General features: G+C 42.9%; 11 protein-coding genes. 1 reads left to right on the top strand and 10 read right to left on the bottom strand.

The window, feature by feature from the left end; translation table 11 throughout:
- The 6 genes from ECHVI_RS22295 to ECHVI_RS22270 form a co-directional block, all read right to left on the bottom strand.
- A complete protein-coding gene (locus ECHVI_RS22295) occupies positions 1 to 183 on the bottom strand; it encodes a hypothetical protein (protein ID WP_015268274.1) in 183 nt (60 codons plus the stop codon).
- Positions 183 to 773: an RNA polymerase sigma factor gene (locus tag ECHVI_RS22290; protein WP_015268273.1), complete on the bottom strand. Its 591-nt coding sequence runs from the start codon at positions 771 to 773 to the stop codon at positions 183 to 185. The genes ECHVI_RS22295 and ECHVI_RS22290 overlap by 1 nt, the downstream gene beginning before the upstream one ends.
- 475 nt (positions 774 to 1,248) lie before the next feature.
- Positions 1,249 to 1,599, bottom strand: a complete 351-nt coding sequence (locus tag ECHVI_RS22285; RefSeq protein WP_015268272.1) for a helix-turn-helix transcriptional regulator — start codon at positions 1,597 to 1,599, stop codon at positions 1,249 to 1,251.
- 894 nt (positions 1,600 to 2,493) lie between these two features.
- Positions 2,494 to 2,871 (bottom strand): response regulator, encoded by a 378-nt coding sequence (locus tag ECHVI_RS22280; RefSeq protein ID WP_015268271.1) that lies wholly within the window; start codon positions 2,869 to 2,871, stop codon positions 2,494 to 2,496.
- Between the two features lie 174 nt (positions 2,872 to 3,045).
- Positions 3,046 to 4,365: an ATP-binding response regulator gene (locus ECHVI_RS22275; protein ID WP_015268270.1), complete on the bottom strand. Its 1,320-nt coding sequence runs from the start codon at positions 4,363 to 4,365 to the stop codon at positions 3,046 to 3,048.
- 32 nt (positions 4,366 to 4,397) lie between these two features.
- Positions 4,398 to 5,750, bottom strand: coding sequence for a sigma-54-dependent transcriptional regulator (locus ECHVI_RS22270; RefSeq protein ID WP_015268269.1), 1,353 nt, complete (start codon positions 5,748 to 5,750; stop codon positions 4,398 to 4,400).
- A 232-nt stretch (positions 5,751 to 5,982) separates the two neighbouring features.
- On the opposite strand from ECHVI_RS22270, the gene ECHVI_RS22265 reads away from it, so the two are divergent.
- Positions 5,983 to 6,768: a glycosyltransferase gene (locus ECHVI_RS22265; protein WP_015268268.1), complete on the top strand. Its 786-nt coding sequence runs from the start codon at positions 5,983 to 5,985 to the stop codon at positions 6,766 to 6,768.
- A 569-nt stretch (positions 6,769 to 7,337) separates the two neighbouring features.
- On the opposite strand, the gene ECHVI_RS22260 is transcribed toward ECHVI_RS22265, so the two are convergent.
- The 4 genes from ECHVI_RS22260 to ECHVI_RS22245 form a co-directional block, all read right to left on the bottom strand.
- Positions 7,338 to 11,267 (bottom strand): PAS domain S-box protein, encoded by a 3,930-nt coding sequence (locus tag ECHVI_RS22260; RefSeq protein WP_245553400.1) that lies wholly within the window; start codon positions 11,265 to 11,267, stop codon positions 7,338 to 7,340.
- Between the two features lie 643 nt (positions 11,268 to 11,910).
- Positions 11,911 to 13,020: a peroxiredoxin family protein gene (locus tag ECHVI_RS22255; RefSeq protein ID WP_015268265.1), complete on the bottom strand. Its 1,110-nt coding sequence runs from the start codon at positions 13,018 to 13,020 to the stop codon at positions 11,911 to 11,913.
- Positions 13,021 to 13,102: 82 nt separating this feature from the next.
- Positions 13,103 to 14,317 carry a PepSY-associated TM helix domain-containing protein gene (locus tag ECHVI_RS22250; RefSeq protein WP_015268264.1) on the bottom strand — a complete coding sequence of 405 codons (1,215 nt, stop codon included), beginning with the start codon at positions 14,315 to 14,317 and terminating at the stop codon, positions 13,103 to 13,105.
- 82 nt (positions 14,318 to 14,399) lie between these two features.
- Positions 14,400 to 15,629, bottom strand: a complete 1,230-nt coding sequence (locus tag ECHVI_RS22245) for a DUF4374 domain-containing protein (protein WP_015268263.1) — start codon at positions 15,627 to 15,629, stop codon at positions 14,400 to 14,402.
- Between the last annotated feature and the right edge of the window lie 11 nt (positions 15,630 to 15,640).

Below are 15,640 nucleotides of genomic sequence, written 5' to 3'. Positions count from 1 at the left end.
TTATTTATCAGGATTTTTATTTTTGTCATCGAATAGTGTCCCCAAGACACCTGGGCTCTTGACCATAAATAGGTCAGCCATATCAATGGATAATTTTATCAGGTTGATATCGTCAATTACCTTTTGGCGGATATATTCCGGTAATTTTTCGTCACTGATTATTTCTTTAAAAGGATTATTCATCAGTCAATATTTTTATAAATATCCAATAATCGCTGTTTGGCACGGTTGATTCTCATCTTTACCGCTGATTCTCCTACTCCTATGGATTGTTGGATTTCTTTATGGGACATCCCATCCATATACTTCATCAACAGGACCATTTTATCGTTGGGATCCAGGGACTGAAGGGATCGCTGTAAGCGTTCAGCTTGCATTTTATAAATTTCACTATCATCGATTTCTTCATAAGGGTGATGTTGTAAATCATCCAAGCGCTGAAATGTCTCTTTCTTTTTCTGGTATTTACGCTGAACGTAGTTTACGCAGAAATTATAAGTAAAGGAATAGAGCCAAGTGGAGAATTTAGCGTCTCCCTTAAACTTTTTAAGCTGGAAAAACAGCTTGATAAATATGTCGTGTGTCAAATCCTGGGCTTCGTCCTTGCTCTTTACAAAGCTCAGGCACTTGTTGTAGACAATGTTGGAGTATCGGTCGTAGAGGATACCAAATAACTTTGAGTCATTGTTTTTGACCACCTGCTCTATGAGCTGGATGTCCTCAAGACTTGTGTAGTCTAGTTCCTGATCCGCTTTTCCTTTTGAGATAGTCATCAAACCTTCCCTTATAGATTTTAAAACAAGGCCCCATTAAACATGCAGAAGTTACCCCTATGTGCACATGGAAAGTGATTCACCACTTTCTTTCCAAAATTGATCAATAAGGAGGTACTACGCTTATATATAAACTTAATTATTTTAATGGATGAAATTACTATTGGATTTAATAATATGTCTGAATTTGGTTGATTTTTGATATTTTTAGGTGGTTGGGTTATATATCTAGGGGCTAGTCTTAATGTGGATGTGAAATAACATGCGGTTTTCCCAGCTATTGGCGTATTGCAGTGGCAGTTATCAGAACAAATGTATGGAGGAGCTAGCGGTAGCGATAATTTCATGTAAAGGAGGACTATAGTTGACTTCGAGTGAAAAAATGACGGAAATTCCAAAAAATGGAATCCCGTCAAGTGTAGAGTTAATGTGTAGTTCTTTTCGATAAAACCTTCTTACGTGACTTTTTTAACCATTAAAAGAATGTGACCATGAAGAGATTAAGGTCCTCGTCATTGGGTACATCAAGACGTTTCCTGATACGATACTTTCTGGATTGTACCGCTCGGATGGTGCTTTTGGTCACGCTGGCAATTTCTTTAGTCGTAAACCCCATTTTAAGCAGCACGCAGAACTTGATGTCCATTGCGTTTAATTTGGAGCTGGCACTTTTAATTTTTGAAATGAAATCAGGGAAGATCTCGTTGAATTCCGAAAGGAAATGAAGATCACCCTTTTCTATTAATGATTTTAGATTTTGCATCGGGTTGGAACTGAATACTGGTTCCTGTGGATGACTATAGTTTTGAGTAACAAGGTTGTTCATGACGAATTGATTTAAATGGTTAATACTTTCTTTTCGTTTCAGTCTTTATTATTAGGACACATGAACTATTAAAAAGTCACACCTTTTTTTGAAGTTGGTCCTTGAACTAAATGGTATTTTTAGGTGGTTTTTATGGGAAAACAATAGATTAAACACTTGTTTAAGTAGAAGTGAGGGGGTAATAATTATTAGTTTAAGGTGTTTATAACTTGCTGTTAAATAGGTTGTTGTGATTTGTGAGCGGGTAGGAGGGATTATGGATAGGACTTGACCTTGACCCTAAATAATCGTTTGTTTTATTAGATGAAAAAGAACAAAAAATAATTTTTAAAAAAATAATATTTTTTGTTTCATCGGTTTTATACCGTGGTTTACGGATTAAGTTGATGATAATTTGTAGGGGCTATGATATGCATCAATTACAATTTGACCGGCAATTGGGAGAACAACTGCCCATGAAATTGGTGTCTCCGGTTTATCGCAGGTAACTACGCGTTGTTTGCCGGAGGCCAACATACTGTTCAGCGTTTTCTTTGGTGTTTCATATGCTGCAAAAAAGTAACTGGAACCTATCGCTATTCATTTTAGGGAAAAAGTGCTCAAGCACATGGAGTGCCCGAGCACCTAGGGTGATCACGCTTACGGGTAGGATGTGTGAATGGTAAGGTGATCATGATGTTGGTGAAATTAACATCGAAGGGATTTTTTTAAATAAGTGTTGGTGGTTTTAGCACTTTTTACCGGACAAAATCCGGGATGATATTTTAGAAATTGTTTCACTAGTATGGCTTTGGTAACTTTGGCTCTTTGAAATCTTTACGGGTAATGGTTAGATAATCTATTTAAAGCACCTGGTTTTGCCATTATGTACATGGATAGCCTGACATATAGTCCTCAATGGTTTATATACCTGGTTAGAATCTCATTTATTTCGTAAGGTGTGACATGGTTTTTTAAAATATAGTCATATGATCCGGTTTCCATTACCTGAAAGGCCGCCTTCAATTCATCCGAGGCGAGGCATAAGATGATCTGGATGTGAGGAAAGGCAGCTTTGGTTTTTGCCAATTCTTCATAACCTTTCGTTCGCACCAGTTGATAGTCGATGAATACCAACGCCGGATTCAGGTACAAATGATCCAAGCACTTTTGTTCATGGTCGAAGCAGGTGATGTTTCCAAAACCGAGGTCCGACAGCATTTGTGAAAGTATGGATTTCCAGAAGGGATCCTCGTCCACGATGAAAACACCTTTTTCCTGAAGCGCTTGCATACTTTACTTTTTCACGACGTACTTGCGAGTAGTGTGCCAATTGGATTTTACAGGTTTAAAGTAGCGTACAGGGCGATTTTGATAACGAACCATTCCATCTTTTGGAAAAACGTCCTGATTTTGGAATGCCAAGAATGACCGCTGGGATATCTTTTGGCGAGAGAGAAAAAGGGGTTATGGTTCCAGTCGATCCAGTTCTTTATAAACCTGTGACAAAACAGTTTCTAGCTGTTGGATGGCTTTTTCTTTTTCTTCTGAAGCCAAGGTTCCGCTCTCTAAGGCGGTTAATGGCTCCTTGAGGCTGTCGATTCCCAGCGTGGAAATCGAGGGCTTTAATCGATGGGCGATTTTTTGGATGTTTTCTTCCGGATCATGGGGCAGGGCAGCCTTCATTTCTTGGACCGACGTTTGGGAAAGGGATTTGAAGAGGTCGACCATTCGGCGTTTAAATGCTGCATTGCCCGGTGCGATGGCGTCTAACCTGTTCAGGTCAAAGAGTGGTTGAGTAGAAGGTTTTTCTTCATTTTTAAGGGTTCTTAGTTGTAGCCAGTGATTGATTTTATCCAATAACTGCTGCGGGCCAAATGGGGAGGTCAGGTAATCGTCCAGCCCGCTGTGTAAAAATCGTTGGTCTTTTTCAGTGATCGGGTAGGTGGTCATGGCGACGATCGGTAAGCGATCCCCGTACTTGCTCCGGATGATGCGGGCAGTTTGTTCTCCGTCCAAAATAGGTAATCGATGATCCAAAAGAACCAAGTCTACGGTAGTTTCTTCAAGTACTTTCAATGCCTCGATTCCATTGTGGGCTTTCAGTACATTGGCTCCAGCTTCATTGAGGATGTTGCGGACAATGGATAGGTTTATGGCAGCGCCATCGGCGACCAAAACACACCGGTTTTCCAGTTCCTTACCGGTGATGGTTGGTTGGGGATGTGAGGGATGGGATTTTAGGTTCCCTTTGAGCAGGGGAAGCAGCATGACCAACGTACTTTCATTTGTATGATCGTGTTGGACGGAAATTTCTGCATGGAGAAAGTAGACCAGTCCTTGGCAAATACTGATTATTGGGCTAGGGTCAAGAGGTTTTTTGCGACCGCCTGGATTTGCATGGGCCGAAAGTTTGGACGCTAGGTTTTCCAGGACTTTTCGGTCAACACCATTGATGTTGATGCGGATCAATTGTCGATGGGAATTTTCTTCTGCCATCTCAGCAGATAGGGACAATGCCTTTCCACCTGCGGATTTTATTATATTTTCTAAAACATACAGGAGCAGTTGACTGATCCGGTATGGGTCTCCCAGAAAGACTTGGTCAATATTGGGGTGAAATGTAGTGTGAATGACTTCGAAACGCTTGGATGCTAAGGCAAGGGGTCTTATTATTTTTATGACCGATTCCAGATGCTGTCTTAAATCAAATGAAGATTTTTCCAGCGTCAGGTTGCCGGATGCGATCAGTGATTGGTCCACTATGGTATTAAAAGTGGTCAGCAAATTCAGTGTTGGTTGATGGTAATATGCGTTATTTATATTTCTCCTTCTTGGAGCATTTTATAGATGGTACTCTTGCCGATGTCCAGTTGTTTGGCGGTGTTCATGACATCATTTTCATTTTTTTTCAAGTAGTATTTAATAATGTCCCGGGTATGCTCTTTCAGCGTTTTTTGTTCCAATAAAAACATGTCTTCCTTGGCGATGCTGTTAAAGGAAATATCTTCGGGCATGAGTTCCCGTTCATTGGACATGACGATGGCCAGTTCGATGATGGCTTTTAGCTCACGTACATTTCCGGGGTATTGGTATTTCAATAATTTGTCTTTGGCGGTGTTGCTGATGGTTATTGACGGCATTTTATTGGCCTTACAGAATTCATCCATAAAATGCTTGGCCAAAAGGATAATGTCATTTCCCCGCTCCCTCAACGGGGGAAGGTCAATGGGCAATCCCATGATCCTGAAGAAAAGGTCTTCCCTAAATTCTTGGGCCTTGACCTTTTCGGCCAGATGCTGATGGGTGGCCACGATAAGCCTGACATCCAGCTTTATTTTTTCATTTCCTCCGACGCGCGTGACTTCCCTTTCTTGGAGGACCCGTAACAATTTGCTTTGATTGTTCAAATCCATTTCGGCTATTTCATCCAAGAAGATCGTGCCCCCTGAAGCTTCTTCAAATTTTCCGATTTTTCGGGTAACAGCGCCTGTGAAAGCACCTTTTTCATAACCAAACAATTCACTTTCTATAAGCTCATGGGGAATAGCGCCCATGTTTACAGCGACAAACTTGTTCTTTTTTCGATCGCTGTTATAATGGATCGCTTTGGCCACGACTTCTTTTCCTGTCCCGGTTTCTCCTGTAATGGAAACATTGATGTTGGTCTTGATGGCTTTTTCCATCATGGTAAAAACCTTTTGAAGAACGGGACTGTTCCCAATGATGGAATTCTGGAAACTGAACTTTTGGCCAAGCGCTTCCTTAAGGGTTTTTACTTCTTCCCTTAAGTGCTGGTTTTCCCTGATCCTGATCACACTGTTCCATAGCAGGTCCTTGGTCGAGTCATCTTTTACGAGGTAATCACTGACCCCCATCTTCAGGAGTTTCACAGCTACCCCTATATTTTCTTGCGAGCTGATGACAATGACCGGCAACTCAGGATGGCTACTTCTGATTTTATGGTACAATTCGTCGCCATTCATGTCAGGTAGTGAAAAATCCAGTGTGACTAAATCAGGCTTTAGAAAAAGGTGGTCCAATAACGCTTGGCCCGATTCAAATAACCGTACTTCATAGTCTGGGTTTAACGTCAAATGGTATTCAAGAACCTGTCCATACCATGGGTCGTCCTCCACGATAAAAATCTGAAATCCGTTCTTCTCTTCCATGCTCCAAATAAAAATTATCTGCTTAGTTTTTCTTACCTAATATAGGAAAAAATTAAAGTATGATTGGTACAAAAATTAGAATGAATTCCATGATTTGGAATTTTGGTATTGCATGTTGTTTTTTAAAACACTGTAAAACAGTGGTTTATGGTTTGGGTCTGTGATTTGTTAATGTGGAGGTAACAGCAAGGCATGCGTAATGCCTGTCGCCATTACCTAGTGATCCAATATTATGAACAGTGTACCTAAAGAGCATTATCAAAAATACGCCATTGTGGTTTCATGTTATAATGAAGAGGGGGTATTCCCCTTTCATCACTTCTTGACATTTGCCCGTATGAATCCCGGAGTGCTTCTTTGTTTTATCGATGATGGAAGTACGGATAAAACGTTCAAGCTACTTCGTCGGATCAAGATAGAATCCTCCGAGAACGTAATAATTATTCATAAAAAAGTGAAAGAAGGAAAGGCAAATGCCCTAAGGGATGGAATGTTACATGTATATGAACATTATCCCGTTGTCTTTTTAGGTTGCTTGGATTCCTGTTTGGATTTTAGTCCTGAAGGGTGGCTACAAATGGTTCATAAGAAAGCAGCAGAAAGGGACACGGAGGTCATCATTGGCAAGAGAAAGGATTTATCCAGCATTTCGTCAAAGGAGAAAAGGCTGTTTATGTATAAGGTTGGGAGCAAGTTTATATATCGGGCTTTTGGAGTACAAATGGCCGAGCTATTTAGGATGTCCTTGGTATTTCACCGTAATATAATCCCTTCAATATTTGGAAAGCGCTTCCTTTCTTCGGCTTGGTATGAAATAGAAATGATACTCCGGTTACAGCAAAAATTGGGAGGCGAATTTATGAACGTGGGAAAAACAGAAATTCCCACTAGTCATAATTCAGGAAATATGCGCTGTCAGTCGGGATTTTCAGCGCCGATAAAGGCAAGTTTCCAGTTTCTGAAGCTTTATTATAATTACCGTATGGCACCTAACTTGACATTGCTATGGGCGTGTTGAATCCATATCTAAGCTTATCTACGCCGTGGTACACCATGATTTCAGTCCGAAATTGTCTGGAAACCAGCCGTTATTGTTGGGGTTTGCCTAACCGTAGTGGCACTAGGCCCATCCCTCCGATTTAACCTATTTTCTTGCACTATCAGTTCTTTCCAAGACTGCCATGAGAATCCTAAGGCATAGAGGGTATAGTAAGAGAATTATTGACCAACATCATCTATCACCTAACTCTTGTTGGTAAACACTAAAGCAGGTAAAGGAAGAAGTTGACTTATCACCCATGAGTGACATTTTATCCATGCTTTATAGTGTGCTTCCACCGAGCCATGTAATGGCTTTGGTGGAAGTTTTTTTTTAAGGCATAGGGAGGTCTTTGGTTCGCCGCTTACAGTACTTATGAAGGACAGTGTGGTTCATTTGTCACTTGGTTGCCCCAAGCGTGTGTTTTTTTGTTATAGGATAAGAGGTCAAATACAACTGAAGTAAAGGCTGGGATGAAGTGATCATTTTACTTAAAACCTATGTTTTTTCTGAAGTAATTCTTCTTCCAACTTTTTCCACTAAATCCGTTATTTGACATGTAGGTTTATCTCTACCAGCGCTTTTTTGATTTCTTCCAAGATTTGCTTGATTTCTTCGGCCAGCCCAGGGTCATTGAAATCATGGAATTTCCTGGTTTCCATTTTCGTGGCCAAAGTCGATAGTTTGGATAAGTACATGGCACTGGCGGTGCTGTAGAGTTTATGTGCTGCCTGGGAAATTCCTTCGTCCTGGTTTTGTAGGATTTCCAGGAAAGTAGCTTCGGATTTTTCCAGTTCGGATTTTCCGGATTTTAGAATGATCTGAAACATTTCACTTTCTAAGTCTGGAAATCCTAAAACGGCTTGGAATTTATCGATATCAAAAAGCCTCTTGGAAGGACTTTCGGATGATGGAGCATGGATTTTCAGGTCGGAATCAAGATCGTTAAAATGCCATTTTTCCATAAGTTTGATGACGTCCTCTTCCACAAACGGTTTGGCGATAAAGTCGTTCATTCCTGCTTGCATACACTTTTCCCTTTCTCCTTTAATGTTGCCAGCAGTCAGGGCAATGATCAGGATATTATGCTTATTGTATTTTTTTCTGATCGCCTGAGTGGCTTCATATCCGTTCATTTCAGGCATTTGAACGTCCATAAAGATCACAGAGGGTAATTCATCTTTCATCACCTCGAGAGCTTCCTTGCCATTGGCGGCTTCCAGAATGGCAGTGGCTGGGGAAAGATTATGGATAACGGTCTTTGCCAATAACATGTTTATGGTATTGTCTTCCACAATGAGTACTTTACCATCATTCGGGAATAGGTTTTTGGGAAGGTCGATGTTTTGGTCGGTTGCTTTGCGGTAATCTTGTTTCTTGTTGATGGATAGCAGGGCATCGTACATCTCTTGGAGTTTGATGGGCTTGACCAGCTTTTTTCTGACACCTAGCTCCTTGCAGGCCTTTAATATTTTGTCATCATCGGAAGAGCTGTGGAGAAAAATTATGGGCTGTCGGTCTACGATTTCCCGTATTTTACGTATCGTTTCTATGCCATTCATATAGGGCATGTGATAATCCATCAATACAACGTCGAATTTTTCACCCTCTACAAATTTCTGGATGGCCTCAAAACCATTTTTGGCCTGGGAGGTGGAAATTCCTCGAAGTGCCATCATGCGCTCTATTATCATCCGGTTGTTATCATTGTCATCGACGATGAGCACATTTTCTACCGAGAGGTCTTCTTCCAGGGTGATCCGCTCGCCATACTCGTATTTGACGTTCAAGTCAAAATAAAAGGTGCTTCCTTTGCCCACTGTACTATGAAGTTGCAGCCCGCTGTGCATCAATTGGAGTAATCTGTTGGAGATGGTAAGCCCCAGGCCAGTTCCTCCATATTTTTTGGTGGTGCTTACATCCTCTTGGGAAAAAGCCTCAAAGATTTTGGTTTGCTTTTCTGCTTTGATGCCAATGCCCGTGTCCCGGACAGAAAATCGAATGACCATTTCCCGAGATGCTTCATCCTTGTCAATAGGATACAATTGAAGCTCTATTTCTCCTTCTTCGGTGAACTTGGAAGCGTTACCCAATAGATTAACCATAATCTGTTTTACCCGTACACTGTCTACCCAAATGAACCGAGGGATGTCCGGGTGGATGTTCAACAACATCTCCAAACCTTTTTTGTGTACTTCATAGGTGATGATATCACTGGTCTGTTCGGTAAGTTCATAGAGGTCACACCTATCAATGTCCAGTTCGAGTTTGCCGGCCTCGATTTTGGAGAAGTCCAAGATGTCATTGATGATGTTGAGCAGGGCATTGCCGGATTGGTTGACGATAGACAGGTACTGCGCTTGGGTCTCGGAAAGATCCGTTTTTAACACCAAGTCTGTAAAGCCTATGACGCCATTTAACGGGGTTCGGATTTCATGGCTCATGTTGGCCAGAAATTCAGATTTTGCTTTGCTTGCCTGTTCGGCAAGAATTTTTGCTTTTTTGAGCTCTTCCCTTTGCAGGCAGGACTCAGTGATGTCCTGTGTGAGCATCATGATTCCACCTATGCTTCCATCATAGTGGTGCCAGGGCCTTACCTCCCAGCGCAGAAATTGGTCATGGTCCCATCCGTCAGGTCTCCAACGGTCTTCCTCATTGCTGATGACCTCACCTTTGAGGCAGCGGGCATGAATTGCTTTCCATTCCTCGGAAATAGTTCCAAACACTTCATAATGTGATTTTCCATAAAGGTCTTTTCCTTCCAACTGATATTCTTCCAGCCAACGGTTACTATAGGCGATATAGCGGATTTCCTTGTCAAACATGGCCACCGCAGCAGGGGCATGGGTGACAAAGGCGTTTAATCGGGCCTTTTCAATGGTCAAGGCCTTTTCTGCTTTTTTCCGCTTGGTAATGTCTGTGGCCATGCCCAGGTAGCCCGTGATTTTACCGGATTCGTGGCGCATGGTGGTCACCGCCAAGGAAACGGCCAGTCTGGACCCGTCTTTTCGGATATAGGTCCATTCCCTTTCTTCGGCTCCATCCAGTTCGGATTTGTGTACGAAGACCCTGAACCCTTCAATGGGCTTTTCGTATTGTTTGCTTAGAACTTTACTCCTTTCTTTTACTTCTTTAGGCTCGTGGATCACGGCAGGGGTTTGTTTGCCTACCATTTCTTCTGCCGTATAGCCCAGCATTTTTTCGGCACCTTTGTTAAATACCGTAATGATGCCTTCTGTATCAGTCGAGATAATGCTTACCTCTGAAGAGGCATTTTGAACATCTTCAAGCAGTTTTTTGGATTTTATTATTTCCATTTCCGCCATTTTCTGAACGGTAATGTCCTGAAAGGTGCCAAATACCCGGATACAAGTGCCGTCTTTAAACTCTGGTTTGCCTATGGCTCGTGTCCAGATTTCTTTGCCTTTAGGTGTGACCAGAATAAGCTCTAGGTCATAGGGCTCGCCTTTGTGAATGGCATTTTCAAAGGCTTTTTGAATGGCTTCACGGTGTTTGCCCTCTTTATAAAAACCTATGGCCTTTTCGGTATTTGGAATAAAGTCATCTCCTACTTCATGGATTTCCCTTGTTACATTTGACCAATATATTTCATTTTTAAGAAGATCGATCTCCCAGCCTCCGACCCGAGCCACACTGTTGGTTTGTTCCAACATTTCCTTTAGGCGGTTGTATTCACGTTCCAGACGGTGGCGCTCGGTGATGTCCAATGCATTCCCAAGGACATAGGGAGTTCCTGCTTGGTCATTTAGCAGTATATTGCTATATAGCCAAATCCTAATGGAACCATCTTTATGCTGCACGTGCATGGTCCCTTGGCTATTCCCGTTTTGTCTTATATACTTAAGGTATTGTTTTAGGGATCCATGGTACTGAAGGGGGATGACATCTGAAAGTGATTTTCCGACCAATTCTCCTTTATGAAAGCCAAGGCTATTGGCGCTTGCTTTATTGGCCATTAAAAAATTGCCTTCAAGGTCATGGGCACACATGAGCCCCATGGAATTTTCAAAGAAATCCCTGAATTGGTTCTCACCATAATGTTTTTCTGTTGAGATTGGATCCGGTCCAACCGATCGTCCAAAAGTATCTGCAAGAATTCCAACCGTCTCTAAGATTTCTCTATCTGGTAGGGGGGCAGTTTCAGTATTGAATAAAAGAAATGCACCCTTGTTTTTTTGCATTCCAATATTAAAAGGGGCAAGGATTCCCTGCTGGGTTTTTGATGCCCCAATTCTGATGGGAAGGTCCTTGATACTTGCTGATTCAGTGTGTTCAAGGAGTTTTGTTAGCAGCTTAACATCTACCTCAAAGGATCCATCTTCCAAATTGGTTTCTACAACTGGCTGAAGTCCCTTGTCCTTCGTGATCACTATTATGCCACTTTTAAACGGGGTGAGCTTTAGGGCCGCCTTTAATAATTTAGCGTTTTGCTGATATGGTGGATTGGTGGTTTTCACTGAAGGGTCAATGTTTTTAATAAGTGTTGAATACCGGATATTGGTAAATATATCGGACAATTGTGTTAAATAACATTAAAAAAATGACTAAAAAAAACATCCGGGTTACGGGTTTGGGTTCAATGCATTATGGTATGTTTGAGATGCGTTTTTATGTATTTTTTCTAAAAGAAACGGATGAAATTTTACTTCGTGATTATTTGGTATGAATCCAAGTGACAAGTAATGTAATTTTAACATAAATCAAGGATCAATTTTAAAAGACGGAACGCAATAGGTGGATGGGGATCACTTCGTATGGTCAAATGTCATACTGACAGTGTTTTGTTTAGTCATTACTGCATTTTTATTGCTTGAAAATATAGGGATTGTAATTGGGCCCAATCGCCATTGATGGAAAAAAATTCCATTTGGGTGGATTTGATTTTCGGTTATAATTTCTTTTTGCCCCATTTGATCATTTGTTAGATACTGTGAAAAACGGGAATGGACCTATCTTATCCACCCTTGATCTATCTTATTTTATGAAGGCCTCATCAACGGTCCCAAGAACAAGTACTCCAAAGGACCGTTAATGGATTGCCTGTAGCGTTAAGGAAATCGAAAAATACCCACCGTTCGCCATAAGGGGGCAGTTCCAAAATTACTGACCCCATTCCATTACTAATGCTCTATCATAACCCGCAAAGGCTTTTTCGATGATGCCTTTTTCATCGATCAGAAAAAAAGACGGGTAGCCGCTTACGCCGTATGCCTTACCTACCGTTTCCGCACCAGCAATGATTGGAAATGGAATGTTCTTGAGTGATTGGTACTTTTTTACATCCTCTTCAGGGTCTACCGGATTGATATAGATGGGCTTGATGTCTGGCCGAAAGCGAAAGTCCTGCCTGGTAAAATGCTCCAGTGCAATGTTGCACCAACCACAGTTGATCATGGAGAAGTCCAGCAATACCTTTTGCCCCCTCATGTCCGATAGTTTAAAGCTTTTTCCGTCCAAGGTGGACAGCTCGAAATCAGGAGCCATATCCCCAGCTTTTAGCATCATGCGCTTGTCTTGATTTTTATCCTTCCCGGAAATGGAAAGATAGTTCCTCGGCGGTAAATAGGTAAGTGCCTCTTGGGCGTCCCCAAAATCATAGTCGGCGAAATAAGCATTGATCAACTGTGACCTGCTGCCATTATGGTAAAGCCTGTTTGAAAAAAAGGCTGGTGTCTTCGTGGCTGGGTTGATGAAAAGATGCCGCTGAAGGTGGATTTTCTTTCCATCAATGACCGTATCCATTTCCACTTCGTAATAATCATGATAGACCGCTCCATCTACCGTGGTGTCCCTAAGGTAGGTCCAGTGATCTTGCTGTAGGAGCAAAACAGGATTAAAGGCCAATGCCATGGTATTGCGGATCCGGTCAATATTGTTTTCCAATCGAGAGGGAGGGAAAACTTCCACCGTACTGTCACGGTGATTGATGATTTTGAATTCGTCATTGATATAGATGACATCGTAATGTGCTCCTTTGGCAATATAATCGTAGTCAAAATATTCGTTATCCTTTTTTAAGAACTGGAGGTCATATTGAAAAGTATCCATTTCATCCAAGGCATTTTCCCAGTGATAAACCGAGGTGTGATGGATGGTCTGACGCGCGGCCATCATGGTTTTGGCCTGTTCCAGAATGGCCTGCGGGCTGGGCTTTTCGGCACAGGAGAGCAGGAAAACAGCCAATGAAATGGTTAAACAATACCTTGCCATATCACCTTTCTTTTTGGTCCTTGACCAAGATAAGGAAATATTGCCAGTAAAACGAAGTAGTTAGTTGTTTTATGGTGTGGCATTAAGCATGGACCAAGGTGGTTTCCTGTCGGATCTTTTGTTTGGCCTTTGCCTTGTTTTTGCGTTTTTTTTGCTCTTTGCCCCACCAAATAATAAATCCAGTAATGGGAAGGCTGGCCGATATGATGCACACCAAAAAGGCGATGATCTTGGTCCATATGCCGCCGATGATGCCCAGGTGGAGGTCGTAATTGAGCTTCATCAGCTGGTCGCCACCATTTGCTTGGGAAAATTTCGGGTCTTCCTTTAATAATTTTAGACTGCCCTGTTCGTAGAAGAAACTTCTTCTTTTGAAGGAGTTGATCAGGCTTGGGTTTATCTGTAGGTTCCAGACGCCGGAGTTCCCACGGGGATAGAAGATGCTGAAGCGGTTTTCTTCAGTGTCAATGCCACTGGCGAGGAGATTACTTATCAGGACGTCTTCATCCACTTGGCCTTTCGGAGCCATCAAGGTCGTATCAGACTGCAAGCGCTCAAATACCTCTGTCTCCCCTCCGGATGCCAGCCAGTAGGCAGAAGTCCTGAACCATTGCATGCCATAGACCATTCCGGTAAGAGAAAGTACCAGTGCGATCAACAGGGAATAGAAACCGATCACATTGTGGAGGTCATAATTAAAACGTTTGGGTGTGGCGGGCCATTTGACCTTGAAACTGGCATTTTTGGTGGCACGTGTCCACTTTTTGGGCCACCAGAGTACCAAACCGGTGATCAGGGCAATGACAAAGATCAAGGTGCTATAGGCGATTATGGGTTTGCCTATATTTCTGGGCAACCATAGTTGGTAGTGGCCCATCAGCATAAACCGGAAAAAATCATCGTTTAGTTTTCGGTTGTGCAGTACTTCTCCCGTGTATGGATTTACCAAAGCCTGTTGGTAATTGGAACGGTCCCGGTAATAGGGAACCATGGCGCTTCTGCCTTCTCCCCGGTACATGACCCCATAGACCGATGGCCAGCCGTATTTTTCCATGGCCGCTTGGGCCAGTTGGGAGGGAGGTAGAAGGGCTTTGCCTTCTTCATGGACCACTTTTTCACGTGCTCCTTCCAGAACCAACCTGATTTCTTCCTCAAAGGTCAGCAGTGCACCGGTCAAGCTGATGATGACCACTACAATGCCCGATACCAAGCCTAACCACAGGTGCAGCCAGGCGGAAATGCGGTAAAATAGCGAACGGTTTTTCTTTGTTTTTTTGGAGGTATTCCTTGGTCTCATGGGGATGGGTAAACGGGTGGTGGAGAAGAAGAGAAAACTGCCGGAAAGATGGATGATTTTTCCGGCAGTTATAAAAGGTCAATTATTCGGCAACATCCAATTTGCTGATAGCCGTAATCGTTCCGCCTTCTACTTTCAATCCTTGGCTGGCGGTAGCCGAAGCCGCATCCACCTCGTACACCCAGCTTCCTTCTTCAGTGGTGAAGCCGATGTAAGCGGTGTTTCCGTCCATTAAGGAGTAGTTGTTGGTAGTGACCCGAAGGACACTTTCAGGATCAGGTGTCCCTGTTACCCATTCGAAAGACTCATCGTGCACGTTCACGATGGCCAGCCTACTTCCCGTGGTATAGGCTCCTTTTACGTTGTGCATGTTGACGACAAAGTTTCCATTGCCCAAGTAGGTCTTGTCGGTCACATGGTAACCATCGGCCACTGCTTCGATATTGAAATAATAGCTTTCGTCAAATTCGGTCTCTCCAGCATTGATTCTCAAGAATGCAGAAGGAAGGGAGGAAGCAGCTTCACCATTGGTAGTGGCTACCCCTGAAGAAAAGGCATAGATGTCCCCGTTTTCCACTACGGTCAGCCCTTCGGTAAAATAACGGCCAATATAGCTGGTCCTGTCATCTTTAATGACCTTTTCCAATTCCATACTTGGATAATCATAAACGGCTATCCACGCGCTGTCGGGGTAGTTGGTGCCGAACGTGTCGTCACAGCACCCTTTGATGCTCATGTAAGGGGCAAATACCTTGTCTCCCACTTGGGTCAGCCAAGTGAAGTGGGCCCTTTCTCCGTTATTGGCCACATCCACGATATTGGTCAGGCCATCGTTGGTGATCTGAAGCAGATCCGTATCCATCTGGTACCAAGTGGCATCTTCGGCTCCGGATCGGGGGATTTTCATCATCAGCAGGTCATCGTCCACTTCAGCAAAGGCTTGGACGGTCTCCGCTTGGAAATCTGAAAGTTTGGTCAATTGTCCCTGACTGTTCAGTTCATAGGTGGTGACAGCACCGGGATTTCCCTGTCCGTACAGCAAGCTGAAGAACTTGTTGTTAATGGTAGTATAATAACGGTAGGTTCCGTCCTGTTCGATTCCGCTTCCCACAGTACTGATGGTACCGGAAGTAAGGGATTCTGCTGTCAGCAGGTAATCGGCCACCCCGTCAGAGGCGGTAGGGGTGGAGGCAATCACAAATCGTTCCGATACATTGCCCACTGGGCCGTCGGTTTCATCATTGGTACATCCCATTAGGGTAAAGGCGGCAAGGGCACTGGCCCCGAGCCACGTATTTAGTCTTGTTCTCATGATTTTAGGTA

It is taken from the genome of Echinicola vietnamensis DSM 17526, from assembly GCF_000325705.1.
Classification (GTDB): domain Bacteria; phylum Bacteroidota; class Bacteroidia; order Cytophagales; family Cyclobacteriaceae; genus Echinicola; species Echinicola vietnamensis.
The sequence above is the reverse complement of the archived record's forward strand: the minus strand, read 5'-3'. Positions and strand labels throughout refer to the sequence as shown.

What these genes read in the sequence shown, in the direction of transcription:
- ECHVI_RS22255 (WP_015268265.1), bottom strand. Translation starts at nt 13,020, where the DNA reads ATGGCAAGGTATTGTTTAACCATTTCATTGGCTGTTTTCCTGCTCTCC.
- ECHVI_RS22270 (WP_015268269.1), bottom strand. Translation starts at nt 5,750, where the DNA reads ATGGAAGAGAAGAACGGATTTCAGATTTTTATCGTGGAGGACGACCCA.
- ECHVI_RS22290 (WP_015268273.1), bottom strand. Translation starts at nt 773, where the DNA reads ATGACTATCTCAAAAGGAAAAGCGGATCAGGAACTAGACTACACAAGT.
- ECHVI_RS22280 (WP_015268271.1), bottom strand. Translation starts at nt 2,871, where the DNA reads ATGCAAGCGCTTCAGGAAAAAGGTGTTTTCATCGTGGACGAGGATCCC.
- ECHVI_RS22295 (WP_015268274.1), bottom strand. Translation starts at nt 183, where the DNA reads ATGAATAATCCTTTTAAAGAAATAATCAGTGACGAAAAATTACCGGAA.
- ECHVI_RS22285 (WP_015268272.1), bottom strand. Translation starts at nt 1,599, where the DNA reads ATGAACAACCTTGTTACTCAAAACTATAGTCATCCACAGGAACCAGTA.
- ECHVI_RS22250 (WP_015268264.1), bottom strand. Translation starts at nt 14,317, where the DNA reads ATGAGACCAAGGAATACCTCCAAAAAAACAAAGAAAAACCGTTCGCTA.
- ECHVI_RS22245 (WP_015268263.1), bottom strand. Translation starts at nt 15,629, where the DNA reads ATGAGAACAAGACTAAATACGTGGCTCGGGGCCAGTGCCCTTGCCGCC.
- ECHVI_RS22265 (WP_015268268.1), top strand. Translation starts at nt 5,983, where the DNA reads ATGAACAGTGTACCTAAAGAGCATTATCAAAAATACGCCATTGTGGTT.